Below are 26,161 nucleotides of genomic sequence, written 5' to 3' on the forward strand. Positions count from 1 at the left end.
GGGGGGGGTGGATGAGTCGACTCTAGGCACATGGCGCGCCCATTTTTAGGGGAGCATTGGATGTAGACCACCATCCCACCTATGGTCGGCAACACGGACATCGACAACCATCCGTTCGGGTTCTATCTTCTTAGCCAAAATCCGTGTTTGAACTGATCAAAAATACTGCTTCAGAATGGGCTTGAGATGCCTATCCAAAGAAACGCTTGACCAGTTCGTCGCTGAGCGCCGTACATTGCTCCAAGAGTTCTTGCCAAGATAACCTTCTGCAGACAACCCATGCCCCTTGCAAACGATCTCCTTACGACACCTCAACGAGAGAAAGGCGGGCAAATCGCACAGAAGCGGTTTGCATATCAAGCGAAATGGGCGCTTAGCCTTGTACTAAAGCAACACCGAACCGACGCCGACTACGCTGTTGCTGTCGAATTCCATGATGACGTAGTTCTGTTAGACAGTTCGACAGACCCGACCTCCCTCGCATTCTACCAAGTGAAGACAAAAAACAACGGTCACTGGACTCTCAGCCCGTTGTTCAAACTCGATTCGAAACAACGCAGCCCGGCCTCATATATGGGCAAGCTCTTTGACAACTACCTTCGCTTCCGGGATTACACAGCATCGTTGAATTTTGTCTCCAATATTCCGTGCAATTTTCTCGACCCAAACGTTTCGGACCAACCTTTCAGTGCTTGTAAACGCTCCCCTTATTTCGAGCAGTTCAAAACACAACTCAAGGCGGAATGCCCGGAAGTCACCGATGATATCTGTAATCTGTTCAGGTTCATTTTGTCAGACCTTAGCTTGGGGGACCCAGACGCGCATACCCTTGGCAAGATCGTCGAGTTTGTCGCCGAAGAAATCGGGCACGACGCGCAGTTCGCGCCAAGAGGCCTTTTCCGTCTTTTCTCTAACGAATTCACGCGGCGGTCTGAGGCGGATACTCCAAATGAGTCTCTCGCCGCGCTGATCAAAGCCAAGGCAGTGACCCGGCACGACGTTAACGTATGGTTGGATGCAGTCAGGCACAAAAGGTCGCCGCCGAAGTGGGAGGACATCGCGGGTCAACTCACCGATCTCCCGCCGTTCGAGTTTACGAACGTGTTCAAGGAGTGGAACCGCTACACCGCCGAAGTCATGGATACCGGGAACCAGGCAGTCCTCAAGGTTCGTGACCTGATCCGTGCTGCATTGGAGTGCTGCCAACAACTGACTTCATGGAGCGAAATTCTAACATTTTGTGTGAATGCCGTAGCCGAGCAGGCCCGCACCATCATACCGAATCTGACCGACGATAAGCTAAAGGCGATGACGCTCTACGAGGCCCTTGCCGATGACACCGAACCAAAAATACAAACTGCTGATGCGCAACCGCAGGACAAGAAGAAATGAAAAACTTGCGCTTCAAAAACGTCTGGTTGTTAAGCCGGAAAGAGCAGACAGCCAGGCAGGAAGACCTGAGCAACCCGAAGACAGCGATCCTCGGCCAGAACAAGATGGGTAAATCCTGTCTAATTAAGTCCCTGTATCAAGCCTTCGGAGCAGATCCGGAGATAACACATCCCAATTGGAGGAGCGCAAACGTCGAAATTTGTGTCGATTTCGAGATTGACGACAAACCATACTCAATGGTCCGAAAATTGGGCCATTACGGTATCTTCGATGGAAATGGATCGCTCATTTTATCCACATCTAAGGTCACCAGAGAACTGGGACCGATTCTCGGTGAGATGTTGGGGTTCGGCCTAAAGACGACCGTGGGGCGAGGCCCCGAAATGGTGACGCCGCCGCCGGCGTATTGTTTTCTCCCGTTCTACGCGGATCAAGACAAAAGCTGGACGGCTACGTGGACCGGATTCGCCAATCTCAACGCTGTTTCGAACACTCGTCGTAAATGCGCAGAGTATCACTCTGGCCAACGTCCGAATGCCTACTACGAGGCTCTCGGCGAACAGCAGGCCACCGACCGGTTGATCAGCGAATTGAAAACAGAGCGCGATGTGCTGAACAAGGCCAAGGCGCGTTTCGACCAGAAGCGCCAGCATCTCGCCATAGACCTCCAGCCTGAAGCATATGGCGATCGAGTCGAAATTTTGATCAATGAGTTGCAAGTTCTTCAGGCGAAGCAAGATCAGATAAAATCGGATATTTCCTGTCTCGTTGATGAACGTGTTCTTTACGTGGAGCAGATTCGTTTATCCAAGATAGCCCTAGATGAACTAGACGCGGACTACGAATACGCCAGCACCCAGCCCGACGAGGTCATCTGTCCAACCTGCGGGACGCCCCACAGCAACGACTTTGTGAACCGTTTTTCCATTGCGGCAGACGCTGATAGCTGTCGTGAGATCATCGCCTTCGGTCAAGGCAAAATAGACGAGTTGAACGACAAAATTGATAAAGCACAAAACCGCTTAAACGACATAGGAAAGGAAGCTGGGAGGTTACACAGCGTGCTTTCGGAAGAACGGGGAAAACTGCGACTTCGCGATATACTTCGCGGAGAAAGCGAGCGCATGTTGGACACGTCATTTTCTGAAGAGTTTGCGGCTCTCGATGCAAAAATAAGCGAAAGTATGATTTCGTCTTCGAACGCAGAGATACGCAAAAAAGCAACAAGAGATAACAAGCGACTAAAAGAAATATCAACGACATATAAGAGTTTTATGACGAAATTTCTCCATGATCTCGACGTCCAAACACTTCGGGAAAAGGACTACAGTGATATCAAAGGAACGATTAAGACGACCGGCAGCGAATTGCCCCGCGCCATATTGGCATATCGATTCGCATTTTTTCATACAATGCTTAAGCATTCGAGCTCGCCGTTGTGCCCCCTCGTAATCGACTCTCCGCTTCAACAAGATCAGGACGACGAGAATATTCCGCGCATCCTAAATTTTATTGTGAATAATACGCCGGGAAATTGCCAGTTAGTACTCGGTTGCGTGAAGCTGCATGGTGTCGATTTCGACGGACATATAATAGAAGCGAGGGTCAAGCATAAGCTACTCCAAGAAGAAAGGTTCGAATTTGTAAAATCAAAAATGGACCCTCTTGTGAATAGATTACTTAGATGATGCCACAGTCAACCTCAACAAATGGCCGAGTTGACGCCTATCTATTAAAAATACTTTTCAGCAGAATATTGTGTAGGAATTCCTCAACGAGTCGGCGCAAAAATCGAGCATCTTCGTTCCGTTGGGAAGATTGGATTTAGGCGATCATCTCTCGCCCGATTGGCTACTCACTTCCCCGTACCACGCATACCCCCGATAGAGCGGCGCAAACGAAACCTCAGCCTCCTCCCCCGCCGCCTCTTCCAGCGCCTCGCGCAAATCCGCACGCGGGGTGACGTGAAACCCCTTCAGCCAGGCGAACAGCAGCCCTCGGAACGCCGCCGGCAACCGCTCTTGCTGGCCGAAGTCGACGATGTGGGCGCGGCCGCCGGGTTTCAGGTGGGCGAGGCCGACCGCAAGCGCTTCGCGCCAGGGGGGGATCATGGAGAGGGTGTAGGAGAAGACAACGCGGTCGAAGGCGGGGACGCCGAAGAGGGTGTTTGTGTCGAAGTCGGCGGCGTCGGCGGCGGCGATGCGGATGCGGCCGACTTCGCCGGCGCGGGCGATGTTGGTGGCGGCCGTCTTCAGCATCGCCTCGGAAATGTCGATGCCGCAGAAGCGGGCATAGGGGTAGCGGCGGCCGGCGGCGAGCATGTTGCGGCCGGTGCCGCAGCCGATCTCCAGCACCGAGCCGCCTTGCGGCGGGTCGAGCCGCACAATCAGGTGGTCGCGGCCGAGCAGGTAGAATTTGCGGGTCGCGTCGTAGATGTGGCGCTGGTGGCGATAGATACCGTCCATCAGCGCGCCGGTGGACCCGCCGTCATGCGAAGGAGCGGGGCCCGAATAGCGGGCCGCCGTCTCCGGATTAATCGACCCCATGACGCCTCAGCCGTTGAACCGGTAGATGTGGAAGCCGCCATAGATCGACGAGCGGTCCCGGTGGCCGAGGTCCAGCGAGCGCTCTTCCTCATAGGTCCAACGCTCGAGGATGTCGTCGGCAACGCGGCCGGGCAGCAGGCTCGGCTCGGCGGCGGTACGGAAGATGACGCGGGCGCCGGGCCTGGCCGTGCGGGTGATCTGGCCCCACAGATCGTTCAGTTGGGCGTCGGTCATCCAGTCCTGGGCGTCGAGCAGCACATAGGCATCGAGAGTATCGTCCACCTCGCCTTCCAGGTGGTCGGTGAAGGAGCGGTTGACGACGTTCACGCGGTCGGCGGTGTCGCGGATTTTTTCGAAGTGCTCGTGGCGCAGATAGGGCGGCAGCGGGCCGGACTGGCCGCCGGCATAGCCGCGCGAAAAGGCCTGCCAGGCGAAATAGTTCTCGCCCATGGGGTGGTCGCAGGCGAGCTTTTCCAGCCGCGCGCGCAGCACCGTCGACATGTCGCCGCCGCCGGCCAGCGCCTCGTATTGCGCCGGCGGGATGCCGAGGCCGTAGAGCGACATCTTCTTGGAGGTCGCCCAGCGCACCAGCCGCTTGTCGAAAATCGGCGCGATCACCGTGTCGAAATAGGTGCGCTGCTCGTCGATGGTCTTGCAGTGGACCATGTCCTTTGGGTCGACGCCGTAGAGCCGGGCGACGAAATGGGCGGCGCCGACGAAATAGCCGAGAAGCCCGTGGTGATAGAGGTCGCGGGAGAACAGCGTGATGCGCTTGCGGCCGGTGAGGTCGCGGCCCTCCCAGTATTTGCGGGTGTCGGCGTCGATGCGGTCGCGCAGGAAGCGCTTGTAGGCGGCGACGTTGGTCTTTTCGTCGGCCTCGCCGAAGAAGCGATAAAAGGCGTCGTAGGACGGCAGGTGCCGGGCGCCGGCCAGCTTCAGCCGCGTCAGCGCGATATGGGCGCGGTTGAGGTCGACGGCGGTGATGTCCTTGGGGTCGGCCGTGAGGTACGACAGGATGTTGCAGCCGCCGGAGGCGATCGCCACCATGCGAGACCCGGGCCGAAGCTGAAGGGCCTGCATGTCGACATCCGGGTCCTCCCAGATCTGCGGGTAGACGAGACCCTTGAAGGCGAAGGTGAAGGCCCGCTCCAGGAAGCCGTTGACGAGGCCCGCCTTGGGGCGGTGCACGGCCTTCTTCAGGAGGGTCTTCGTGGTTTTCGTCGGCGAATGGGGGGCGCTCTGGCTCATCACCGGATCGGCCTTTCCTCGGCTGGCGTTCGGTTTGAAAAAGATGAGAGCTGATAAGCCATGAATGTGACAGTTTGGCTTCACATGCCGCAGGTTGTGCCGGCGCAATGTCCCGCGCAGCCGGAGCGGCGCGGCAGGAGGGAGGACGGGCGATGGCGCTGCAGAACCGGGTGAGGCCCGACGGCGTCCTCGTCGCGCATCCCGCACGCGGCACGATGCTGGGCAATCGCGGCGGCCAACTGCATGATCCGGCTACCAAAACGCTAACGGCGCGGCGCTGGGCCTCGAACGCCTGGATCACCTGCGAGACGGAGTTCCGCGGCCGCCGGCGGCCGGTCATGGGGCGGGGCTATACGGAGCTGTTTTTTCTCGACGAGGTGACGGCCCTGGCTGCCGGGCACCGGCCCTGTTTCGAGTGCCGGCGGGCCGATGCGCGGGCGTTTGCCGAATCATGGGCGCGGTCGATGGGCCTCGACAAGCCGCCGAAGGCGGGCGAAATGGACCGGGTGCTGCATGGGGAGCGGCTCGCGGGGCGGGACAAGCAATTGCACGATGCATGCATTGATGAACTGCCGGACGGGGCGATGGTGGTCGTTGACGGTGCGCCCCATGCGGTCCGGGGAGCGCGGTTGCTGCCGTGGCGTTTCGAGGGGTATGGGCCGGCGGTGGCGCGGCCGGTGGAGATCAGCGTTTGCGTGCTGACGCCGCCGGCCATCCTCGGCGTGCTTGCCGCCGGTTATTGCCCGCGCTGGCACGAAAGCGCCGGCGCCTGAGTCCTCACGGCACGACCTTCCTGCCCCGCGCCCAGGCAAAAAACCGGCCGTCGATGGCCATCAGGCCGAGGGCGATGAGGGCCATGCCGGCGATTTCCTCGCCCGACAGCCGCTCGCCGAGGAAGACGGCGCCGAGCAGGATCGCGCTCACCGGAACCAGCAGCGTCACCAGCGAGACATTGGTCGCGCCGGCCGCCTTCAGGATGCGGAAATAGAGGATATAGGCGAAGGCCGAGGAGACGAGCGCCAGGGCTATCAGCGCGGCGACCGCCCCGGCGCTTGGCGCGGCCAACTGCCAGGGCCGGTCGAGGACGAAGGCGATCGGGATCATCAGAATGGACGAGGCCGTGAGCTGGCCGCAGGCGGTGACCATCGGCGGCGTGCCGGCAAAGCGCCGGCCCCAGATGCTGGCAAGCCCGTAGGAACACGCCGCGCCGAGGCAGGCGAGCTGGGCGAGCACCGCGCCGTCGGCATTCTCCAGGACATCGACGCCGATCATGACGGCGACGCCGGCAATGCCGAGAAGGATGCCGACGCCCTTGCCGGCGGTCAGCCGCTCGTCGGCGGTGAGGGCTTGCGCGAACAGCGCGGTGAAGAGCGGGGTCGTTGCGTTGAGGATTGCGGCAAGGCCGCTGGCGATGGTGATCTGGGCCCAGAACAGCAGCGTGAACGGCACGGCGTTGTTGAGGAGCCCCATCACCGCGAAATTGCGCCATGACCTTGCATCGCTCGGCATGGCGTTGCCAAGGGCGCGCAGCACGATCATCAGCGCGGCGGCGGCCAGGCCGACCCGGCAGGCGACCAGGGTCAGCGGCGGCACCTCGGCAACGGCGATCTTGGCAAAGAAGAACGAGCCGCCCCAGACGAGCGACAGAAGACCGAGCAGCACCCATTCGGCAAGGCCCATTTTCGGTGCGGCAACGGTCATGGTGATTTTTGCAGGCGCAAGCGGAGCCTTGCGCCGTCCCCCGATTTCGAATTCAGCGGACGATACGCGGAAGGACCCGCGGCGGCGACCCGTTTCTTGCGGAGGGTTATTTCCCCCTGAGCCGGCCGACCCAGGCGCGGGCCATGGCGCGACCGACGCGGTCTGCGACCGGGGCCAGCGTTTCGCGCTCCACGGCAAATCGCTTCGGCCAGTCGGGCGCGAAATCGGCGACGAGATCGGCGAATTCCGTCGTCCAGGCCTCGACCATCTCCACCGTCGCCTCGAAATGGAACTGGATGCCGTAGACGGCGCGGCCGATGCGGAACGCCTGGTTCCGGGTCATGGAACTCCTTGCCAGATGGACGGCGCCGGAGGGCAGGTCGAAGGTGTCGGTGTGCCAGTGGAACAGCGGCGCGGCAGCGCCGAGGGCGGCGATCAGCGGGTCGGCCTTGCCCTCCACGGTCGCCGTCACGTCGCGCCAGCCGAACTCCACCGGCCGGCCCACATGGTTGACGCCGCCATGGCCGCGGGCGACGAGCTGGGCGCCGAGGCAGATGCCGAGCACGGCCTTTTCCGCCTCGCCGAAGCGGCGGGCGAGCGCGGCCGACAGCGGCAGGTCGGGATGGTTTTCATCGTCGATGGCGCTCTGGGCGCCGCCGAGGAGGACGAGGCCGTCAAAGGGCGCGTCGTCGCCTGGGACCGCTGCACCCTCGTGGATGCGCACGATCTCGGTCTCGATCCCTTCTTCGGCGAAGACGTCTGCGATCAGACCGAGCGTTGCGCCCGGAAAATTCTCCAGAACCAGAACCCGCATGTCGCTCCTTTCGGCATGCCCATGGCCGGCGCCGGGCGCGCCCGCGCCCACACATTCGGCCTCTCGCATATTTTATTGGCGCGGTGGGAGTATCCCGCGCCGGCTTGGGATATAGTGGCTGCAACCTGCGTCAGACAGATCGGGAGGGAAGTCAATGGGCGAGATACGCCTGAGAGCATTCATCGCCGGGGTGGCCGTCGCCTCGGTCGTTTTTTTCGGCCTCACGGCGCGCGGCATCGCCGAGAACCTGCCGGAGCCGAAGGTCGGCGACAACGGGCTGCACACCCAGTCCTGGTTTCACGAATCGTTCCTGGACCTCGCTGACGACCTCGCCGAGGCGAAGGCGGAGGGCAAGCACCTTGCCGTCATCTTCGAGCAGCGCGGCTGCCCCTATTGCCGGGAGATGCACCGGGTGAACCTCACCCGGCCGTCCATCGTCGACTACCTCAAGGAGCACTATTACGTCGTCCAGCTCGACCTGTGGGGCGCGCGCGAAGTCACCGACTTCGACGGAGAGGCGATGGAGGAGCGGGCGCTGGCGCGCAAATGGCGGGTCACCTACACGCCGACGATCTCGTTCTTCTCCAACGAGGTCGACCTTGCCTCCGGCGAGGACGGGCGCGAGCTGGAGACGGCGCGGATGCCCGGCTATTTCAAGCCGTTCCACTTCCTGTCCATGTTCCAGTATGTGGCCGAAGGCGACTGGAAGGAGCAGCACTTCCAGAAATTCATCCAGGCAAAATTCGACGAACTGAAGGAAGCCGGCAAGACGCCCGAAGTCTGGGAATAGCCGGCCTCTCTTTTGCTGGCCCGTCCTATTCGGCGGCGACGCCGAGTGCCTCGTCGGCGTCCGGCACCGGCATGTTGCCGAGGGCCGAGACCACATGGCCGGCCAGCGCCTCGATGGTGGCGTTGCTGGAATGCCAGTTCCGGAGGAGGCCGATCTCGCACATCGGCAGCGGCGGAAAGCCCTCGGCCGGGCCGAGGATCTTGACGCCGGGCCTCAGCGCCGATTCCGCGATCACCGAGACGGCAAGGCCGGCCTGGACCGTCGACATCAGTGCCGTCGTATTGCGACTGGAATAGACCAGGCGGTAGGGCCGGTCGATGCTTTCGAGCGTGGCCATCGCCGTCTTGCGCCAGGCGCAGCTCGGCGCGCCGAGCGCCAGCGGCAGCGGGTCGGCGGCTTCCGTGTCGTGGTGCTTGGCGGCGATCCAGAACAGCGGCTCGCGGCGGAACACCTCCGAATCGATCGTGTCCTCGCAATGGGTGACGATCGCCATGTCCAGTTCGCCGGCGCGCACGCGCTTGGCGAGCTCATCGGATTCGTCGCAGACGACACAGACCTCTACCCGCGGGTTGGAGCGGGCGAAGCGGGCGAGAATCTCCGGCAGGAAGCGTTCCGCGTAGTCGTCCGGCGTGCCGATGCAGACCCGGCCGCTCAGTTCGTCGTCGTTGAAGGCGGCCAGCGTCTCGTCGTTGAGGCGCAGCATGCGGCGGGCGAACGGGATCAGCTTGTCGCCGTCCTCCGACAGGCGGACGTTGCGGCCGTCGCGCGTGAAGATCGGCTTGCCGATCTTTTCCTCCAGCCGCCGCATCTGCATGGAGACAGCCGACTGGGTGCGGTGAATGTTGCTCGCCGCCTGGGTGAAACTGCCGCTGTCGGCGATCGCCAGGAAGGTGCGAAGTTGATCTAGATCAAGGAGTTGGGCCATATCGGGCTCCATTCATCACCGAAAACGATTGAATACATAAAAAACATTCGTTGGACCGATCAGTCAAGGCAAATCATATTGGGGTCATTCCCGGCACGGAATGATTTGGCGCCCGACAATACCTTTCGGGGCAACGCCCTCCCTTTCACCATCCGTCGCCGGCGCTGAGGAGCACACCATGAGCAAGGAGTTGCAGAGCACCGGTTTCCTGACCCGTCCCGCCATCACCCTGGCGGCCGCCCTCAAGACCCTTTCGGCCTATGTGGAACGCCGCCGCCAGAACCGCCACAACCACCGCGAACTGCGCCAGATGCTGACCTGGAGCAACCGCGCGCTGGAAGACATCGGCCTGACGCGGATGGACGTACGGATGGCTCTCGACCTGTCGGGCAAGACGGATGCCGCGACCTGGCTCGCCTCGCTCAAGTCCGAGCGCCACGCGACCTTTCAGGAGGAGGCTGCCAGGCGGCTGGCCACCTGCCGGGAACTGGCACGTCGCATCGCCGAACGCCGCGATCGCCAGGGCGGGACCCTTACGTCCTGGGGCCCGGCGCAGGAACCCTGCTGTTCCTGACGCCGATCGGCAACCGCAAGAAACGGGTTTCGCATCGCTTGCTGCCCGCACAGAACTGGGACCACGCGTTCCCGCCCCTTCGCTGCCAGCCATGAAGGAGACCACCATGACCACCGAGTTGCGCAGCAGCAGTTTTCTCTCCCGGCTCGCCGATACATCGGCGAGCGCCCTTACCGCCCTCGGCGCCTATGCCGTGCGCCGCTGGCGGATCCACCGCAACCGGCGCGAGGTGCGCCAGTTGCTCGACTGGAACGCCCATTCGCTGAAGGACATCGGCCTGACGCCGATGGATGTCCGGCTCGCCGCGTCCATGCCCGGTTCGGTGGACTCGTCCACCCGGCTGCGCATCCTGGCCGTGGAGCGCCGGGCCGGCGAACGGGCCCAGGCCCGCGAGCGGATGGCCGAAATGCGGCGCCTCGAGGCGGCCGCAAGGCGCACTGTGGAGACCGACAGCCAGCGGCCTGAGACCACGGCCTGCTGACAAGGCGGCCGGCAAACGATCGGCGGGGTCCGTCACAACGGATCCTGCAGCCCAACACCGGGAGCGACGGGCCACCGTCTGCCGCTCCCCTTCTTTCGGAAGCAGCCGACGTCCATCGGCACGCGCGCAGGGCTCTCGACGATCCGGTCATGCGCCCGGTCCGCGGATGGGCGTCGGATGCCTCAGGAAGACCCCTCTCCCTGATGCAACCGCTGCACGGGGCTTGAAGCGGGAACCATTTTCCCGCCTTGCGCCCTGTTGCTTCGTCACTCGCAGCCTTGCCCGCCGTCCGCCCGGATGGCGGGTTTTTTTCGGGCCGGCCGCCGCCTGCCGCCTCACTCTTCCTCCTCCTCTTCGTCCTCCGCTTCATCGGCGGTGGCGAAGATGGCGCGGATCGCCCGCATGTGGGCGCGCTGGATGTCGAGGCCGGCATCGAACAGGCTGCCGAACATCTCCTCGCCGGTCGCCGGCGGGGTCTCGTCGACGTCTTCGGCCGCCACCTCCTCCTCGGAAGGCGCCTCGCGGCCGCGGCCGAAGCCTTCCAGGAAGTCGCCGAGGGCATCGAGGACGTTGAATTCCGGCTCGGGCGGCGGCGGCTCCGGCCGGCCGCGGGCAAAGCCTTCCAGGAAATCCTCCAGCGGCATGGCCATCGCCTGCTTCGGCGCCTCGTGGGCGAGCCCACCCATGAGGATGGCCGCGACCGCCGGCAGCATCTCGCGCACGACATTGGTGGCAATGCCCGTTGCCTGCTCGACCTGGTCGGAAACAGCGCGGCTGATCTCCTTGGAGCCGAGCAGGTGGCCGAGGATGACGTCCTCCTCGTGGCGCCGGGTCGGCGTGAAGGCGGCCATCGGATCGAGGTAGTAGCGCTGGTGGCGGCCGGTGCGCAGGGCCTGCAGGAAGCCGGCAAGCGCAAGCGGGTTCGCCGTATTGCGCTTCAGGCCGAGAGAAAACGCCGGCAGCATGGCCTCCACGACCCGCTCGGCATTGTCCATGGAGAGCCCGTACTGGCGCGCGATGTTCTCCATCGCATCGCCGTTCTGGGCGTCATAAAACAGATTGATCAGCGAATAGCTCATGCCCGGCCCGGCCTCCCCTCCGGGAACGCGCGGCCGCCAGCGGGCGTTTGCGCGATTCCACATGATGGGGCATCCGCCGGTTGTGCGTCAAACCTGCGGTTTTGGAGGGGCTTTCGAAGGCTGCGCTCAGTAGGCGAATTCGTCGAACACCGGCTCGATGCTGCCGCCCCATTCCACATGGTATTTGCGCAGCATCTTCTGGGCCGGGGTCTCGCCGGTGGCGAGGCACTCCTCGATGGTGGCCAGGAACGAGGTCTCGTCGAAGCCGGCCTGGTTGAGCCGGCCGCGGCGGGCAAGGCCCTTGCGCGACAGATCGACGACGGTGCGGGCGATGTCGTGCACCGTGCCGCCGCGGAACGGCGTGTCGAAGGCCTCTTTGGGGACCCGGTCGCGCAGGGTCTGGCGTTCTTCCCCGGTCCAGTCGGCGACGAGATCGGCGGCGGCCGAAAGGGACTCGTCGTCATAAAGGAGCCCGACCCAGAACGCCGGCAGGGCGCAGATCTTGCGCCACGGGCCGCCGTCGGCGCCGCGCATCTCGATGTAGCGCTTCAGCCGGACCTCCGGGAACAGCGTCGAGAGATGGTTGTTCCAGTCGCCGACATTCGGCCGCTCGCCCGGCAACAGGTCGAGCTTGCCGTTCATGAAGTCGCGGAAGGTCCAACCGGTGACGTCGTGATAGGTGTCGCCGCGCTTGACGAAATACATCGGCACGTCGACGGCCCATTCCACATAGGTCTCGAAGCCGAAGCCGGGCTGAAAGACGAAGGGGATCATGCCGGTGCGATCCGGGTCGGTGTGGCGCCAGACCTCCGCGCGATAGGAGAGGAACCCGTTCGGCTTGCCCTCAAGGAAGGGCGAGTTGGCGAAGATGGCGGTGGCGATCGGCTGCAGGGCGATGCCGACCTGCATCTTGCGGACCATGTCGGCCTCGTCGGCGAAGTCGAGATTCACCTGGATGGTCGAGGTCCGGTACATCATGTCGAGGCCGAGGCTGCCGACCTTCGGCATATAGTTGGTCATGATGTCGTAGCGCGACTTCGGCATGCGCGGCGTGTCCTTCAGCCGCCATTTCGGCGAGGCGCCGAGGCCGAGGAAGCCGATGCCGAGCGGGTCGGCGATCTCGCGGAGCTGGGCGAGATGGGAGTGGGTTTCCTTGCAGGTCTGATGGATGCTGTCGAGCGGCGCGCCGGAGAGCTCGAACTGGCCGCCGGGCTCCAGGCTGATGGCGCCGCCGCCGGTCGGATCGGCAAGGCCGATGATCGCCGGGCCGTCCATGATGCGGTCCCAGCCGAGCAGCGCCTCCATGCCCTCCAGGAGCTGGCGGATGCCGCGCGGCCCCTCATAACCGACCGGCGTATGTTCGTCCCGGTAAAAGGCGAATTTCTCGTGCTCGGTGCCGATGCGGAAATCGGACTTCGGCTTGCAGCCGCCGTCCATCCAAGCCGCCAATTGATCGACCGACTCGATCGGCGTGTCGTCGAGCGTATCGCGCGCCATCTGGCCTCCAGCAAACTTTCCAAGGAAACGGCAGGGCTTCAAGCCCGCCATCGGGACAATTCGGCAGCGCCACGCCGGGCCGCCGGGGGAATGCCGCCAATCTAATGCGTTTCCCCCGCCGTTGGAAGCACCCGGCGGTGGACGATGTTTTCGTCAGGTTACCGTCATCGCGCGTTGCAGGCGCAGCCTTGACCCTTGTGGCAGGTCTTTTCGCGCGCGATGCAGCTATCGCCACACGCTTTGCCCTTGCGACAGGTCTTGCAGCAGTCCGATTTCACCGCAACCCACGGGGTCATCGGACGGCCGGCATTCCGTGCGACGAGGTCGGCGAGGGCCCCCGGGTCGGGTCCGGCCGATGCCGGTGCGGGGAGGAAAGCGACCGCCACGGTCAAAACGCAGGCGCAGGCGACGCGGCTCAAGAAGGACAATGCGTTGACGGTCGGCATGGCACGTAACTGTCGGTCCCGCACCCGATGCTGGCGGGGTGCGCCCGGTACACTCCACCCAAAAACCGATACGCTGCAATGTGTTCCCTAGGTTGCAGGGCCCCGGTGCGACGGCCGGCGACTATCCGCAGGAAGAACGCCCCGCCGTGGCCGCCTCCCGCCGGATTTCGGTAGCCGGGCAACCATCGCGCGCCAGGCCGTATCTTCATAAATTCTAATAGATGTAATTTTTGTTTCTTGCAGTTTTTGGTTGTGATAGTATTTAGTCAATAAACTGAAAACAAATACACCGGTGTATTCAATGCACCTTCCAGGGAGATGTGTTCATGGCGACGTTTCTCAATAATTTCGCACGCCTGTCTTTGTGCTCAGCATTTTTCGTCTTCGTTTTCTCTGAAATTCCGCGTGCCCAGGAACAACTCACCGCGCAGGACATCGACGATGTCCGGTACATGGTCGAACTCGCCAAGAAGCGGGGCAAATCGACCGGTCTTCTCGACTTCAACGATCCGGTCCAGTACCGGTTCTTCCGGCGCCGCGCCATCCTGACCGGCGCGACGCCGGAGGCCGCGCCGCAATTCCACCGCGAGCTGGAAGCGGCCCGCGAGCGCCATATGGCCAAGGGCGGCCTCAGCGACGAAGAGGCGCTCGGAGGCGCCGCCGACGGCACCGGCGAGGTCGCGATCAACCAGGTGTCCGGCTTCGGCACCGCCAGCGACACGGTGGAGGATTTCAACGCCAGCCTGTTGTCGTCGACACCGGGCGGCAGCGAACTGACCCGGCTGACCGTGCAACTCCACAACGAGGCCTACGACCCGATCGGCCCGCTGGCCCAGAACACCGAGCATGCCCAGGGCGAAAACACCCAGGTCAGCACGACCGGCACCTTCGACACGCCGACCCAGCCGCAGGACAAGCGCACGGTCTATACGGTCGGCACCTACCACTACCAGCCCTATGGCGGCGCGGCCCAGCACGGCTACCTGGTCAGCCAGAGCGACACCATCCCGCAGTCGATCACCACCACCAACCCGGCCAAGCACGGCGGCAATGTCGCCGGCCAGATCCGGGTCTGCCTCAACCGCTCCGGCGACGACTGCGACATCACCGAGCCGAGCGGCGGCCAGCAGAACGTGATCTTCCCGGTTGCCGGCTCGATCACCTATTTCGATGACATCCAGACCCCGTTCGACAACAACAACTCGTTCAGCTCGGTGGTCATTACCAAGCAGCAGAGCGGCGGCGGCTGCCTGATGGCGGCGTCCCAGAACCTTCTGGAACTCGCCACCGTCTCCACCGACAAGAAGACGCTGAGTTGGAACATCGACCCGGCGAGCTTCGGCGCAGCCTGCTTCAACCAGGCCGACCAGCTCGTCTACACGCTGACGGTGCAGGTGACGGTCGGCACCGGCAACACCGCCAAGCCGGTGTTCGCCTATGTCACCAACGCCAGCGATGCGGTCGCCGACCTCAACACGGCAAAGATCCTGCCGATCCAGTTCCGCTGGGGCTGCCTTGCGGCCGGCACCGAGGTGATCGTGCGGCGCGACCTGGAGGACACCACCGTGCCGATCGAGGAGGTGCGCATCGGCGACCTGGTGCAGGCCAACGCCCGCGGCGACCTCGTGGAGGTGATTGCCAACACCATCGGCACCGAGCCGGTCCCGATGATCCGCGTCGCCACCGATGGCGGACCGACCGTGCTCGTCACCCAGGGCCACCCGCTGGTGACCGCCGGCGGCATCAAGCTGGCGCGCCAGCTTGCCGAGGGCGATGTGCTGTTCGGCAAGAAGGGCGAACACCTCCACGTCACCGGCCTGGAGCAGGAAATGTATGCCGGCAACGTGTGGAGCCTCGACGTCGCCTCGGTTTCCGCGGACGGCACCGATCTCGGCTCCGACGGCACGACGTTCTTCGCCAACGGCATCCAGGTCGGCGACGTCAAGCTGCAGAACCATTACGAGCGGCTGTCCCGCAGGGACCCGCGCTCGGTTCTGGAGCGCTTGCCGGCGAAGTGGCACCAGGACTACTTCAACTACATCCGCCAGCACGGCAGCAAGGAGTAGGCGCCGTGGCGGAGAAAACAGAAATGGACGCGGCGCCGAAGCCGCCGACGCTGACCAGGGTGACGTTGACGCTGGAATGGTCTGCCCCCGCCGACCCGGAGTTCCCGGTCAAGGGCTACTACGTCTCCGTCCGGGACAATCAGGGCAACCTGACCAACTATCCCGTGCCGTCGGGCGACATGACCTACACGCTGGACGTGCCGCTCGACAAGGACGACCTCAGCTTCGCCCGCATCGGCGTCACCTACGTCATCGGCCCGGCCGGACTTGCCGAAAAGAGCGCCGCCTTCAACGTCGAACCGACGACCTGACGGCGGCGGCACCGAACAGCACCTGCGCGGCGGCCGGCGCCGTCGCGCTCCCGACACTTCCGTCTTTTTCCAAGGAGAGAAGACATGGCGGTCAGTTACGACCAGGGCGGATATACCGTCTGGCTCAATGGCGAGACCTCGTCGCAGAGCGACATCACCCTTCTGGAAGCGCTGGAGCCGCGCGAGGATCCCTCGCAGTTTCCGCCGCTGAAGACCACGCGCTATCCGGTCAGCCTGGAAGAATTCGACCGGATGACCGAGGAGGCGCGCAGGCCCTCCGACGAGACGAAGCAGGATGCGGGCACCGCCGGCGAGCGGGCCGTGCCGCCCGAGGAGGAGGCGCGGATCGGCGCGGCGCGCGAATTCTCCGAGGACCTTTCCGAAGCGGTGACGGATGCCGCCCCGGGGATTCTCTCCACCTTCGAGGGCATCACCGCGACCGGCTGGTATCCGCCGGACCCGACGATCGCCGTCGGCAAGAGCCAGGTGCTGCTGTCCGTCAACAGCGACCTTGCCATCTACGACAAGCTCGGGCGGTTCCAGTCGAAATGGCCGAGCCTGAAGAACTTCTTCAAGGCGGTGGTGCCGGGGAACGCCAAGGTGTTCGATCCGCGGCTGCTTTACGATACGTTCAACAACCGCTTCATCGTCATGGCCGCGGCAACCCGCAGCGGCCCGAACGGCGCCTGGCTGCTGGTCGGCATCTCCGAGGGCGAGGACGCCTCCGGCCCCTATACGGTCTGGGCCTCCGACACGACGCTCAACAACGACACGGCCACCAACAACTGGGGCGACTATCCGATCGCCGGCTATGACGAGCAGGCGCTCTACGTCACCCTCAACATGTTCGAGTTCAACGGCGCCTACCAGTATTCCAAGCTGCGCATCTTCAACATGAGCGAACTGGCCGCCGGCGGCACCGGCAAGAACCACCAGATCACCTATTGGGACATCTGGAACATCAAGGACCCGGACAGCCGCGTCGCCTTTTCCATCAACCCGTGCATCCACTACCGGACCGCCGGCACCAACCTGCCGGCCTATCTGATGAGCGCGGTCTGGGCGAATTCCAGCCATCTGGTGCAATGGCAGCTCGACGACCCGATCGCCGGCTGGTCGCAAGGCACACCGACGCTCAGCGCCCAGAACGTCTCCTGCCTTGCCTATTCGCTGCCGCCGCAGGCCGAACAGAAGGGCTCGACGACGCGGATGGCGACCAACGACACGCGGCTGCTGTCGGCGATCTACCAGAACGCCGACAGCACCCAGCGCATCTGGACGACCCATTGCAGCCAGGTGTCGTGGACCGGAGACTCCGAGGCGCGGTCCTGTGCCCAGTGGTACGAGATCGACATGCCGACGGCGACGGTCGTCCAGCAGAACCGGTTCGGCGCCTCGGGCATCTACTATTTCTTCCCGGCCCTCGACGTCGACCAGCGGCGCAGCGCCTACATGGTGATGGCGCGCTCGGCCGCCGACGAATACGCGTCGATGCGCGAGACCGGCCGGCGCAAGGAGTACACCTCGGGCGAGATGTCGCCGAGCATCCAGATCCGCGCCGGCGAAGGGCCCTATACCGTTGCCGCCTCGCGGCAGCGCTGGGGCGACTACTTCACCGCCGTGCGCGACGGCCAGGACAAGTACAAGGTCTGGGTCTATGGCGAATTCGCCGCGACCAACAACCAGTGGAGCACCTGGGCCGCCTCGCTCCGGATCTAGGCTTTCAAGAAGACATTGCGCCAATCAACGGAGAAAACGTCCATGTTCACGCTGTTCAAGTCGCTGACCCTGCGCCAGGCCCTTTTCAACCAGGCCCCGGTGCTGATCGCCAGCCTGGCGATTGCCGAGATGTTCTACAAGTTCCACAGCTTCCTTCTGGAATCGCTCGCGTTCCTGGCCACCTGGTTCGTGCTCGACCTCGTCGTCTCGGTCCTCTTCGGCACGCTCGCCAAGAAACCCGACGCGACGTGAGGACGGCCGTGGGGCTGCCATGAAAACGGCAATCATCGGTGCGATCGTCGTCATCATCGCCGTTGCGGCGGTTTTCGCGGGGTTGCAGATGTCGGCACGGACCGAAAAGGACAAGACACCGAAACCGCCGGCCGGAGAAGCCGGAGACACCGGGGACAGGGAGGTGCCGATCGGCATCCCCGTCCCGGAGGCGGATTTCGATGAGATGAAGGAGCGGGCGCGCCAGCCGCGCAAGGAGACCGGCGACGGCCAGGCCGACCCGGCCGGCAAAACGCCTGGCCCGCAAAAGCCCGGGACCTCCGACTGACGCGAGAAGCGTTCGGCCGGCTCAGCTCCAGTCGCCGACGACGGCCTGGACGACGGCAAGGGCGGCAACGGCCGCGGTATCGGCCCTCAGGATCCGGGGGCCGAGCGGGATCGGCGTGACGAAGCGCTGGGCCTTCAGCACCAGCCGCTCGTCACGGGAAAAGCCGCCCTCCGGCCCGATCAGCACGGCGAGCGGACCCTGGCCGAGATCGGCCAGCGCCGGGATCGGGTTGAGGCCGTCGCTTGCCTCGTCGCAGAAGATCAGCCGCCGGCCGGGCTCGTAGGTCGGATAGCGCTCGATGAGGCTGGCGAGCGCCGCCGGCTCGCGCACCTCGGGCACCGCGAGGATGCCGCACTGCTCGGCCGCCTCCACCACATTGGCCTCCATGCGCTCCAGATTGACCCGGCTCGCCTGGGTGTGCTGGGTCAGCACCGGCTGCAGCACCCCTGCCCCCATCTCCACCGCCTTTTGCACCATGTAGTCGAGGCGCGCGTGCTTCAGCGGCGCGAACAGGTAATGCAGGTCCGGCAGCGGCGTCTGCGGGCGGGTCTGTTCGACGATCGCCAGCGTCACGTGGCGCCGGGTCGCCTCGGCGATCTCGGCCTTCCACTCGCCGTCATGGCCGTTGAAGACGAGGACGGCATCGCCCGGCCCCATCCTCAGGACGTTGACCAGGTAGTTGGCGTGGGATTTGTCGAGTTCGATGCGGGCGCCGGAATTGATCGACGTCCTCAGATAAAGACGCTGCATGGTGAATTCGTAACGCGGCATGGCCCCTCTTTCGCCGATTTCGCGGGTTGCGGCCGAAGCTGCCCGAAGGGCAAGCCGGCTGAGGCGGGTGGGCGCCCGCGGCGCTTGACCGCCGGCAAGGCCCATGTCTCCCTTGGCACCGGAAGGAGGCAGCAGCTTGACCGATTCTCCATCGAATGTCGGCGAGTTCACCGTGTCGCAGATTTCCTTTGCGGTCAAAAGGACCGTGGAGGACGCCTTCGGCTATGTGCGCGTGCGCGGCGAAATCTCCGGCTTTCGCGGCCGCCATTCCTCCGGCCACGCCTATTTCGCCCTGAAGGACGAAAAGGCCCGGATCGAGGCGGTGATCTGGCGCGGCGCCTTTTCCAAGCTCGGCTTCCTGCCGGAAGAAGGGCTGGAGGTGATCGCGTCCGGCAAGCTGACGACCTATCCGGGTTCCTCGAAATACCAGATCGTCATCGACCGGCTGGAGCCGGCCGGCGTCGGCGCGCTGATGGCGCTCCTGGAAGAACGCCGCAAGAAGCTCGCCGCCGAGGGCCTGTTCGATGCGGAGCGCAAGAAGCGGCTGCCGTACCTGCCCAAGGTGATCGGCGTCGTTACCTCGCCGACCGGCGCCGTCATCCGCGATATCCTGCACCGGCTCGACGACCGCTTTCCGGTCCGCGTCGTCGTCTGGCCGGTGCGGGTCCAGGGCGAGACGTCCGCCGCGGAGGTCGCCGCCGCGATCCGCGGCTTCAACGCCCTTGCCCCCGGCGGCAAGGTGCCGCGTCCCGACATCCTCATCGTCGCGCGCGGCGGCGGCAGCCTTGAGGACCTCTGGGGGTTCAACGAGGAGGTCGTCGTCAGGGCCGCTTCCGAATCCGAAATCCCGCTGATTTCCGCCGTCGGCCACGAGACCGATACGACGCTGATCGACCACGTCGCGGACCTGCGCGCGCCGACGCCGACGGGCGCGGCCGAAATGGCCGTGCCGGTGCGCTCCGAACTCCTTGCCGCCATCGACGACCTTTCAAGGCGCCATTTCGCCGGCCTCATCCGCTATCTCGACGGCCGCCGTCGCGAGTTGAGGGCCCTTGCCCGGGTGCTGCCGAAGCCGGAAGACCTCGTTGCCGTGCCGCGCCAGCGCTTCGACGTGGCCGCGGGCCGTCTCGGCCGGGCGCTCGGCGCCAACACCCACGCCCATGCCACCCGCTATGCGCGGGTCTCCTCCCGCCTCTCCTTCGGCCTCGTCCAGCGGGCGCTGGAGACGCGGCGGCGCGACCTCGACCGGGCGGCCGAGCGCCGGGGCCACGCCCTGACCCTTGCCCTCAACCGGCACCGGGCGCGCTTCGATGCCCGCGCCGGGCGGCTGCGGCCGGGGCTTGTCGCAGCGCGGGCGGCGGATGCCCGCAAGGCGCTGACCAATACCGAGCGCCAGTTTGGCGCCGCCCTGCTGCTGCGGCTGGAACGCGGCCGGGCGCGCTTTGCCGCCACTGCCAAGCTGATGGAATCGCTGTCCTACAAGCGGGTGCTGGCGCGCGGCTTTGCGGTCCTTCGCGACGCCGACAACGTGCCCGTCTCCAAGGCGGCGGCGATTTCCGGCGGAGACATGCTCGACATCGAACTTGCCGACGGCCATGTGGCCGCGGTCGCCGGCGAAGGCAAACCGACGCCGAAAAAGAAACCGACGAAGCCGACGCCTGAAAAAACGAAAAAGCCGGACCAGGGGCAGCTCTTTTAAGGCGGGAACACGCCGGCGGCTCCAGTAACAAGAAAATTGCCTGATGGAGGAGAGCGGGCGATGGATCTGGACCTGACCGAGGAGCAGCGGCTGATCCGCGAGACCGCCGCGCGGCTCGCCTCCGACCGGCTGGCGCCGCTCGCCGAGACGCTCGACCGTGGTGACGGCCGCGAACCGTTCCTCGCCAATCTGAAGCTCCTTGCCGAGAACGGCTTCATGGGCCTCAACGTTGCCGAGGCGCATGGCGGCAGCGCCGCCGGCACCGTCGCCTTCGCCCTGTCGGTTCGCGAATTCGGGCGGGCCTGCGCGGCGACGGGCGTGACCGTCTCCGTCACCAACATGGTCGGCGAGGTCATCCAGGCGGTCGGCTCTGAGGACCAGAAGGCCCGCCACCTGCCGAAGCTGTGCGACGGCAGCTACCCGGCCGGCGCCTTCTGCCTGACCGAGGCCGGCGCCGGCTCCGATCCGTCTTCCATGACAACCCGCGCGGTCATGGACGGCAACGAATGGGTGCTGAACGGAGCGAAACTCTACATCTCCTCGGCAGACTATGCAGGCGTCTTCGTCGTCTGGGCGGTGACCGACCCGGAGGCGCCGCGCGGCAAGCGCATCACCTGCTTCCTCGTTGAGGCCGGCGCGCCGGGCATGACCATCGGCTCGGCGGAAAAGAAGATGGGCCAGACCGGCTCGGCCACCAACGAGGTCACCTTCCAGGACTGCCGCATCCCGGCCGATGCGGTCATGGGCACGGTCAATGACGGGTTCCGGATTGCCGTTACCGAACTCACCGGCGGGCGCATCGGCGTTGCGTCCCTTTCCCTCGGCATCGCGGAAGCGGCCATGGACCTTGCCAAGGCCTATGTGGCGGAGCGCGAGCAGTTCGGCCGGGCGATCGCCGACATGCAAGGGGTGCAGTGGATGATCGCCGACCGGGAGACGGAGCTGGAAGCGGCGCGGCTCCTCACCCTGCAGGCGGCCTGGCTGAAGGAAACCGGCCGGCCGTTCGCGAAAGAAGCCTCCATGGCCAAGCTCTATGCCACCGAGGCCGCCCAGCGCGCCACTTATACGGCTTTGCAATTGCACGGCGGAGCGGGTTACATGAAGGACTATCCGCTCGAGCGCTTCGCCCGCGACGCCCGCATCACCACCATCTACGAGGGAACCAGCGAGATCCAGCGGCTGATCATCGCACGGGAAACCCTGAAACCCTTCCGGTAACCGCACTCCGGCGATTTACCGATCGCCCGCAACGCCTTAAAGCATGTATGGCGCGCGCCGGTTTTGAGACGGGTCAAGGCAAGGCGCCGCGTTTTGGTCCATAATTGTCGCCAATCATTGGCGAGGAGGGAAAAATGGCAATCAAGGACATCGTCACCGTTCTCGACCTCAACCGGGACGGACCGGCTCCGAAGATGGCCGTGGAAGTCGCACGCTTCGTCGGCGCCCACGTCACCGGGCTGTCGCCCATCGTCGAGCCTGTGGTGCCCGGCTACGTCACCGCGCCGATCCCAGGCGACTTCCTGGAAGCCTCCATCCGCCAGGCCCGCGAGCGCGCGGAAAAGTCCGCGGCAGGCTTCGAAGAGACCATCAAGCGCAGCGACATCAACGGCGAGACCGGCCTCGTGACCATCGGCGACGGCGCCTGGGGCGGTCTTCTCGCCCGCACCCGGCTCTCCGACCTGATCGTCATCGGACAGGAGGACGCCGACCATCCCGAGCCGCTGCGCGAGGCGCTGATCGAGGCGGCCCTGTTCGATTCCGGCGTGCCGCTCCTGCTGGTGCCCTATGTCTCCTCGCCGACCTTTGCCGACCGCAAGGCGATGGTCGCCTGGGACGGCAGCCGCACGGCGAGCCGCGCCGTCCACGCCGCGCTGCCGATGCTGGAACTGGCCAAGAAGGTCACCGTGGTGTGCGTCGAAAACGGCGCCCGCGCGGAGGGCGAGGCCGGCGCCGACATCGCGCTCTATCTCGCCCGGCACGGCCTCAAGGTGGAGATCGACCGCATCCCGATGGCGCCGACCGGCGTCGGCGACACGCTGCTCAACTATGTCGCCGACAACGCCATCGACCTCGTCGTCATGGGCGGCTACGGCCACAGCCGGATGCGCGAGTTCATCATCGGCGGCGCCACCCGCTCGATCCTGAAGTCGATGACCGTGCCGGTGATGATGGCGCATTGACGCCTCGCCGGCCCGGCACCGTTAACCCTTTCGGCAGATTCCGCGCCCGGGTGCCTCGCGCCCGGGCGTTTTCGTGGCGACTGTTGCCTGCGACGAAAAACCGTTTCCAGGCAAGCTTCTAGGCAAATTGTAGACGGGTTATACTTGACCGATCACGGTCTATTGGCTTGCCATCGGGCCGAAAGGTCCGAAATAGTCCTTCAACAATCGTGATTTTGTCATGATTGAAGCCGAAAAGCCTTTTGCTGGACACGTCGAGCGCGGCGCGTTTTTCTGGCAGAATCGGTTCCGAAGTCACGAGCAATCGGTGATTCGGTGCCCAAAAAACAGTCCGGAGACCGGACAGAACAGACACTCCAGCAGGGCGAAACGTTCAGGGTTGCACGTAACGCACAACGTTTACGGGTGACACCATGACCGTTCGAAATCTTGACGTCCTGATGCGACCGGCCAGCCTCGGCGTCATCGGACCCAATCGCTTCGGCGACAAGGCCAAGTCCATCCTTTTCGACAGGATCGCCGCCTCCGGCTTTCCCGGCGACAAGATCGCCTGCGCCGTCGACGGCGAGATCCCGGACGGCTTCTTGCGATCCGACACCATCGACGGCCTTGCCGCCGCGCCGGAGCTTGCCGTGCTGCTTGCCGGGTCCGAAACGCCGGCGCGCGACCTGGAGGCCCTTGCCGACAAGGGCACCAAGGCCGTCATCCTGATGGCGACGGGCTTCGATGCCTGGGACCACGACACCCGGTCGAAAATGGTGAAGACGGCGAGCGCCTGCGGCATCCGCGTCGTCGGACCGGGCAGCCTCGGCGTCATCTCGCCCCATGCCAAGCTCGACGTCTCGCTCTCCGCCCACAGCGCCGCGCCCGGCGACCTGGCGCTGGTCTCGCGCTCCGGCGCCGTCGTCAACGCCATGCTGGCCTGGGGCGCCGCCCACCATGTGGGCTTTTCCGGCGTCGTCTCGCTCGGCCAGAAGACCGACATCTCCGTCGGCGACATGCTCGACTGGTTCGCCAACGACTACCGTACGCGGGCGATCCTGTTGCATCTGGAATCGATCTCCAACCCCGGCCTCTTCATGTCGGCGGCGCGCGCCCCGGCCCGCTCCAAGCCGGTGATCGTGCTGCGCTCGGGCGCCTATGGCCACCGGCGCGAGGAATTCCTCACCGAAAGCGCAAGGCTCGCCACCCCCGATGCCGCCTATGACGCGGCGTTCCAGCGCGCCGGCCTGTTGCGCGTTCGCGACCTCGACGAGATGTTCGACGCGGCGGAGACCGTCAGCCGCTTCAAGCCCGGCTTCGGCCGGCGCCTCGCCATCGTCGGCAACGGCCATTCGCTGGCCAATGTCGCCTCCGACCGCTTGCAGGCGCGCGGCGGCCAGATGGCCAAGCCGAGCGCGGAAAGCCGCGAGAAGCTGACCCAGTTCCTGCGTCCGGCGGCCGCCAATGCCAACCCGTTCGTGCTCGACAACGACGCCCCGCCGGAGCATTTCTCGCACACCATCGCCGCGCTGATGGCCGACAAGCAGACCGACGGCGTCCTCGTCGTCATCGCGCCGAACGCCTTCATCTCCACCGCCGAGACCGTCACCGCCATTGCCGAGACGGCCAAGAAGACCCGCCGCGCCAGCATGAAGAAGAAGCCGGTGACGGTGGTGCTCGCCGACGAGGATCCGGCGCTCCGCCAGCTCCTGGAAGAGGCCGGCGTGCCCTGCTACCGCACGCCGTCGGAGGCCGTGCGCGGGTTCATGCACCTGGTGCGCTACGCCGAGGGCCAGAAACTCCTGATGCGCACGCCGCCGAGCCTGCCGGCCGGCTTCACGCCGGCAGCCGTCCGGGCGCGCACGGTCATCGAGCGCTGCCTCATCGCCGGGCGCAACTGGCTCGATCCGACCTCGGTGCGCATCCTGTTGTCGGCCTATGGCATCCCGGTGATGGAATCGATCGTCGTCACCGACGGCGCGGAGGCCGAAATCGCGGCCCACCGGCTCGCCACCGGCACGCGCCGCTTCGCCATCAAGATCGCCTCGCCGGACATCCCGTTCCATTCCGACGTCGACGGGGTCTGGCTCGACCTGCCCTCGCCGGCCGCCGTTGCCGATGCGACCGAAAAGATGCTGGAGCGGATGGCGACCGAGCATCCCGACAAGCGCATCGACGGCGTCGTCGTCCAGCCGATGCTGGATGCCCGCCACGCCCACGAGCTGGTCGGCGGCATCACCGACGATCCCGTGTTCGGGCCGCTGATCGTGCTCGGCGGCGTCGTCTCGGAGGGCGTCATCGACCTTGCGGTCGACCTGCCGCCGCTCGACCTCAACCTCGCGCGCCTCCTCTTGCAGCGGGCCGACATCTCGCATGTGCTCGCCGGCTCGCGGCACAGCGCGGCGATCGATCCGGAGGCCATCGCCCACCTGCTGGTGCGGCTGTCGCAGATCGCCATCGATTTCCCGGAGATCCGCGACCTCGACCTCGACCCCATCGTCATCGAATCCGGCCGCATCGTCGTGCTCGATGCACGCGTCGCCATCGGCCCGGTCGACCGCAGCCGCCACAAGCTCGGCCATCCGCGGCTGACCATCCGGCCCTATCCGCAGGAATGGGAACGCAACATCACGCTGAAGGACGGCCGTCCGGTGTTCCTCCGCCCGATCCGCCCGGAGGACGAAGTGCTCTACGACGACTTCTTCGCCGAGGTCTCCGACGAGGACATGCGGCTGAGGTTCTTCGCGCCGATCAAGGAGTTCACCCACGCCTTCCTCGCCCGGCTGACCCAGATCGACTATGCGCGGGCGATGGCCTTCATCGCGCTTGACGGCAATACCGGCCAGCTCCTCGGCGTCGTCCGCCTGCACGCCGACGCCGACCACGACACCGGCGAATACGCGGTCCTGATCCGCTCGCCGCTGAAGGGCCTCGGCCTCGGCTGGGTGCTGATGAAGCAGATCATCGAATACGCCCGCGCCGACGGCATCAAGGTCATCAACGGCGAGGTGCTGCACGAGAACGGCGGAATGCTGGCGATCTGCGAGGCGCTCGGCTTTTCCGTCCGCACCTCCGAGGACGACCGCTCGATTGCCAAGGTGACGCTGGAAGTGACGCCCGACGAGGATGCGTCGCCGGTGCCGCAGTTGGAGAAGGTGGGGTAGTTTTTTCGCTCACTGGTCTGTTTTTCGCTCACGGCAGACGCGCTCCGCGCGTGCCTCCGCGGGGGCGGCCTTGCGGCCGGCGCCCGTTCGGGCTTGCGAAGCCTGACGGCTTCGGGGAGTGCCGCGTCACACTCCGTCGTCATCCCGGCCGGAGCGAAGCGGAGAGCCGGGACCCATTGCCCACCTCGAAACGGTATGCCGTGGCGACCGTCTCCTG

The 26,161-nt window shown here is 64.8% G+C and carries 23 protein-coding genes; 15 read left to right on the forward strand and 8 right to left on the reverse strand.

Annotation, left to right across the window (positions count from 1 at the left end; all coding sequences use genetic code 11):
• Positions 1-279 precede the first annotated feature (279 nt).
• Complete coding sequence (locus tag CH339_RS20725) at positions 280-1,392, forward strand: dsDNA nuclease domain-containing protein (protein ID WP_111436282.1); 1,113 nt, start codon at positions 280-282, stop codon at positions 1,390-1,392.
• Positions 1,389-3,080, forward strand: coding sequence for a hypothetical protein (locus CH339_RS20730; protein WP_111436284.1), 1,692 nt, complete (start codon positions 1,389-1,391; stop codon positions 3,078-3,080). Before CH339_RS20725 ends, CH339_RS20730 begins: the two co-directional genes overlap by 4 nt.
• Before the next feature lie 144 nt (positions 3,081-3,224).
• Here CH339_RS20730 and CH339_RS20735 read toward each other — a convergent pair whose 3' ends face one another.
• Positions 3,225-3,938, reverse strand: a complete 714-nt coding sequence (locus tag CH339_RS20735; protein WP_201240865.1) for a class I SAM-dependent methyltransferase — start codon at positions 3,936-3,938, stop codon at positions 3,225-3,227.
• Between the two features lie 6 nt (positions 3,939-3,944).
• Positions 3,945-5,186, reverse strand: a complete 1,242-nt coding sequence (locus CH339_RS20740; protein ID WP_111436286.1) for a BtaA family protein — start codon at positions 5,184-5,186, stop codon at positions 3,945-3,947.
• Between the two features lie 152 nt (positions 5,187-5,338).
• Between CH339_RS20740 and CH339_RS20745 the strand changes: the two genes are divergently transcribed.
• Positions 5,339-5,959: a hypothetical protein gene (locus CH339_RS20745; RefSeq protein WP_111436302.1), complete on the forward strand. Its 621-nt coding sequence runs from the start codon at positions 5,339-5,341 to the stop codon at positions 5,957-5,959.
• Between the two features lie 4 nt (positions 5,960-5,963).
• Here CH339_RS20745 and CH339_RS20750 read toward each other — a convergent pair whose 3' ends face one another.
• Positions 5,964-6,887, reverse strand: coding sequence for a DMT family transporter (locus tag CH339_RS20750; RefSeq protein WP_111436287.1), 924 nt, complete (start codon positions 6,885-6,887; stop codon positions 5,964-5,966).
• 106 nt (positions 6,888-6,993) lie between these two features.
• Positions 6,994-7,701: a type 1 glutamine amidotransferase gene (locus CH339_RS20755; protein ID WP_111436303.1), complete on the reverse strand. Its 708-nt coding sequence runs from the start codon at positions 7,699-7,701 to the stop codon at positions 6,994-6,996.
• Between the two features lie 154 nt (positions 7,702-7,855).
• Here CH339_RS20755 and CH339_RS20760 point away from each other — a divergent pair, with 154 nt between their 5' ends.
• Positions 7,856-8,491 (forward strand): thioredoxin family protein, encoded by a 636-nt coding sequence (locus tag CH339_RS20760; protein ID WP_111436288.1) that lies wholly within the window; start codon positions 7,856-7,858, stop codon positions 8,489-8,491.
• Between the two features lie 25 nt (positions 8,492-8,516).
• Here CH339_RS20760 and CH339_RS20765 read toward each other — a convergent pair whose 3' ends face one another.
• Entirely contained in the window at positions 8,517-9,416 is a 900-nt protein-coding gene (locus tag CH339_RS20765) for a LysR substrate-binding domain-containing protein (RefSeq protein WP_111436304.1), read from the reverse strand.
• Between the two features lie 178 nt (positions 9,417-9,594).
• Here CH339_RS20765 and CH339_RS24820 point away from each other — a divergent pair, with 178 nt between their 5' ends.
• Together CH339_RS24820 and CH339_RS24825 are read left to right on the forward strand one after the other, a co-directional pair.
• The gene (locus tag CH339_RS24820; protein WP_170138605.1) at positions 9,595-9,990 is read left to right on the forward strand and encodes a YjiS-like domain-containing protein; all 396 of its coding nucleotides are present in this window, start codon (positions 9,595-9,597) and stop codon (positions 9,988-9,990) included.
• Positions 9,991-10,096: 106 nt separating this feature from the next.
• A complete protein-coding gene (locus tag CH339_RS24825) occupies positions 10,097-10,471 on the forward strand; it encodes a YjiS-like domain-containing protein (protein ID WP_170138606.1) in 375 nt (124 codons plus the stop codon).
• A 335-nt stretch (positions 10,472-10,806) separates the two neighbouring features.
• Here CH339_RS24825 and CH339_RS20775 read toward each other — a convergent pair whose 3' ends face one another.
• Together CH339_RS20775 and CH339_RS20780 are read right to left on the reverse strand one after the other, a co-directional pair.
• Entirely contained in the window at positions 10,807-11,550 is a 744-nt protein-coding gene (locus tag CH339_RS20775; RefSeq protein ID WP_170138607.1) for a DUF937 domain-containing protein, read from the reverse strand.
• 126 nt (positions 11,551-11,676) lie between these two features.
• Entirely contained in the window at positions 11,677-13,047 is a 1,371-nt protein-coding gene (locus CH339_RS20780) for a glutamate--cysteine ligase (protein ID WP_111436291.1), read from the reverse strand.
• An 898-nt stretch (positions 13,048-13,945) separates the two neighbouring features.
• On the opposite strand from CH339_RS20780, the gene CH339_RS20785 reads away from it, so the two are divergent.
• From CH339_RS20785 to CH339_RS20805, 5 genes are all read left to right on the forward strand, one after another.
• On the forward strand, positions 13,946-15,559 hold the full coding sequence (locus CH339_RS20785; RefSeq protein WP_146610272.1) for a Hint domain-containing protein: 1,614 nt from the start codon (positions 13,946-13,948) through the stop codon (positions 15,557-15,559).
• Positions 15,560-15,564: 5 nt separating this feature from the next.
• Positions 15,565-15,870 carry a fibronectin type III domain-containing protein gene (locus tag CH339_RS20790; protein WP_111436293.1) on the forward strand — a complete coding sequence of 102 codons (306 nt, stop codon included), beginning with the start codon at positions 15,565-15,567 and terminating at the stop codon, positions 15,868-15,870.
• 84 nt (positions 15,871-15,954) lie between these two features.
• A complete protein-coding gene (locus tag CH339_RS20795) occupies positions 15,955-17,589 on the forward strand; it encodes a hypothetical protein (RefSeq protein WP_111436295.1) in 1,635 nt (544 codons plus the stop codon).
• Between the two features lie 42 nt (positions 17,590-17,631).
• Complete coding sequence (locus tag CH339_RS20800; RefSeq protein ID WP_111436296.1) at positions 17,632-17,841, forward strand: hypothetical protein; 210 nt, start codon at positions 17,632-17,634, stop codon at positions 17,839-17,841.
• A 19-nt stretch (positions 17,842-17,860) separates the two neighbouring features.
• Positions 17,861-18,148, forward strand: a complete 288-nt coding sequence (locus CH339_RS20805; RefSeq protein ID WP_111436297.1) for a hypothetical protein — start codon at positions 17,861-17,863, stop codon at positions 18,146-18,148.
• Between the two features lie 21 nt (positions 18,149-18,169).
• Here CH339_RS20805 and CH339_RS20810 read toward each other — a convergent pair whose 3' ends face one another.
• The gene (locus CH339_RS20810; protein WP_111436306.1) at positions 18,170-18,919 is read right to left on the reverse strand and encodes a 16S rRNA (uracil(1498)-N(3))-methyltransferase; all 750 of its coding nucleotides are present in this window, start codon (positions 18,917-18,919) and stop codon (positions 18,170-18,172) included.
• A gap of 103 nt (positions 18,920-19,022) precedes the next feature.
• Between CH339_RS20810 and xseA the strand changes: the two genes are divergently transcribed.
• The 4 genes from xseA to CH339_RS20830 all read left to right on the forward strand — a co-directional run bounded on the left by xseA (position 19,023) and on the right by CH339_RS20830 (position 25,944).
• Positions 19,023-20,618 carry an exodeoxyribonuclease VII large subunit gene (gene xseA / locus CH339_RS20815; RefSeq protein WP_111436298.1) on the forward strand — a complete coding sequence of 532 codons (1,596 nt, stop codon included), beginning with the start codon at positions 19,023-19,025 and terminating at the stop codon, positions 20,616-20,618.
• A gap of 60 nt (positions 20,619-20,678) precedes the next feature.
• On the forward strand, positions 20,679-21,836 hold the full coding sequence (locus CH339_RS20820) for an acyl-CoA dehydrogenase family protein (protein ID WP_111436299.1): 1,158 nt from the start codon (positions 20,679-20,681) through the stop codon (positions 21,834-21,836).
• Positions 21,837-21,970: 134 nt separating this feature from the next.
• The gene (locus CH339_RS20825) at positions 21,971-22,798 is read left to right on the forward strand and encodes a universal stress protein (protein WP_111436300.1); all 828 of its coding nucleotides are present in this window, start codon (positions 21,971-21,973) and stop codon (positions 22,796-22,798) included.
• 413 nt (positions 22,799-23,211) lie between these two features.
• On the forward strand, positions 23,212-25,944 hold the full coding sequence (locus CH339_RS20830; protein WP_111436301.1) for a bifunctional acetate--CoA ligase family protein/GNAT family N-acetyltransferase: 2,733 nt from the start codon (positions 23,212-23,214) through the stop codon (positions 25,942-25,944).
• Positions 25,945-26,161: the final 217 nt, after the last annotated feature.

This window comes from Rhodobium orientis, from assembly GCF_003258835.1.
GTDB classification, from domain to species: Bacteria; Pseudomonadota; Alphaproteobacteria; order Rhizobiales; family Rhodobiaceae; genus Rhodobium; species Rhodobium orientis.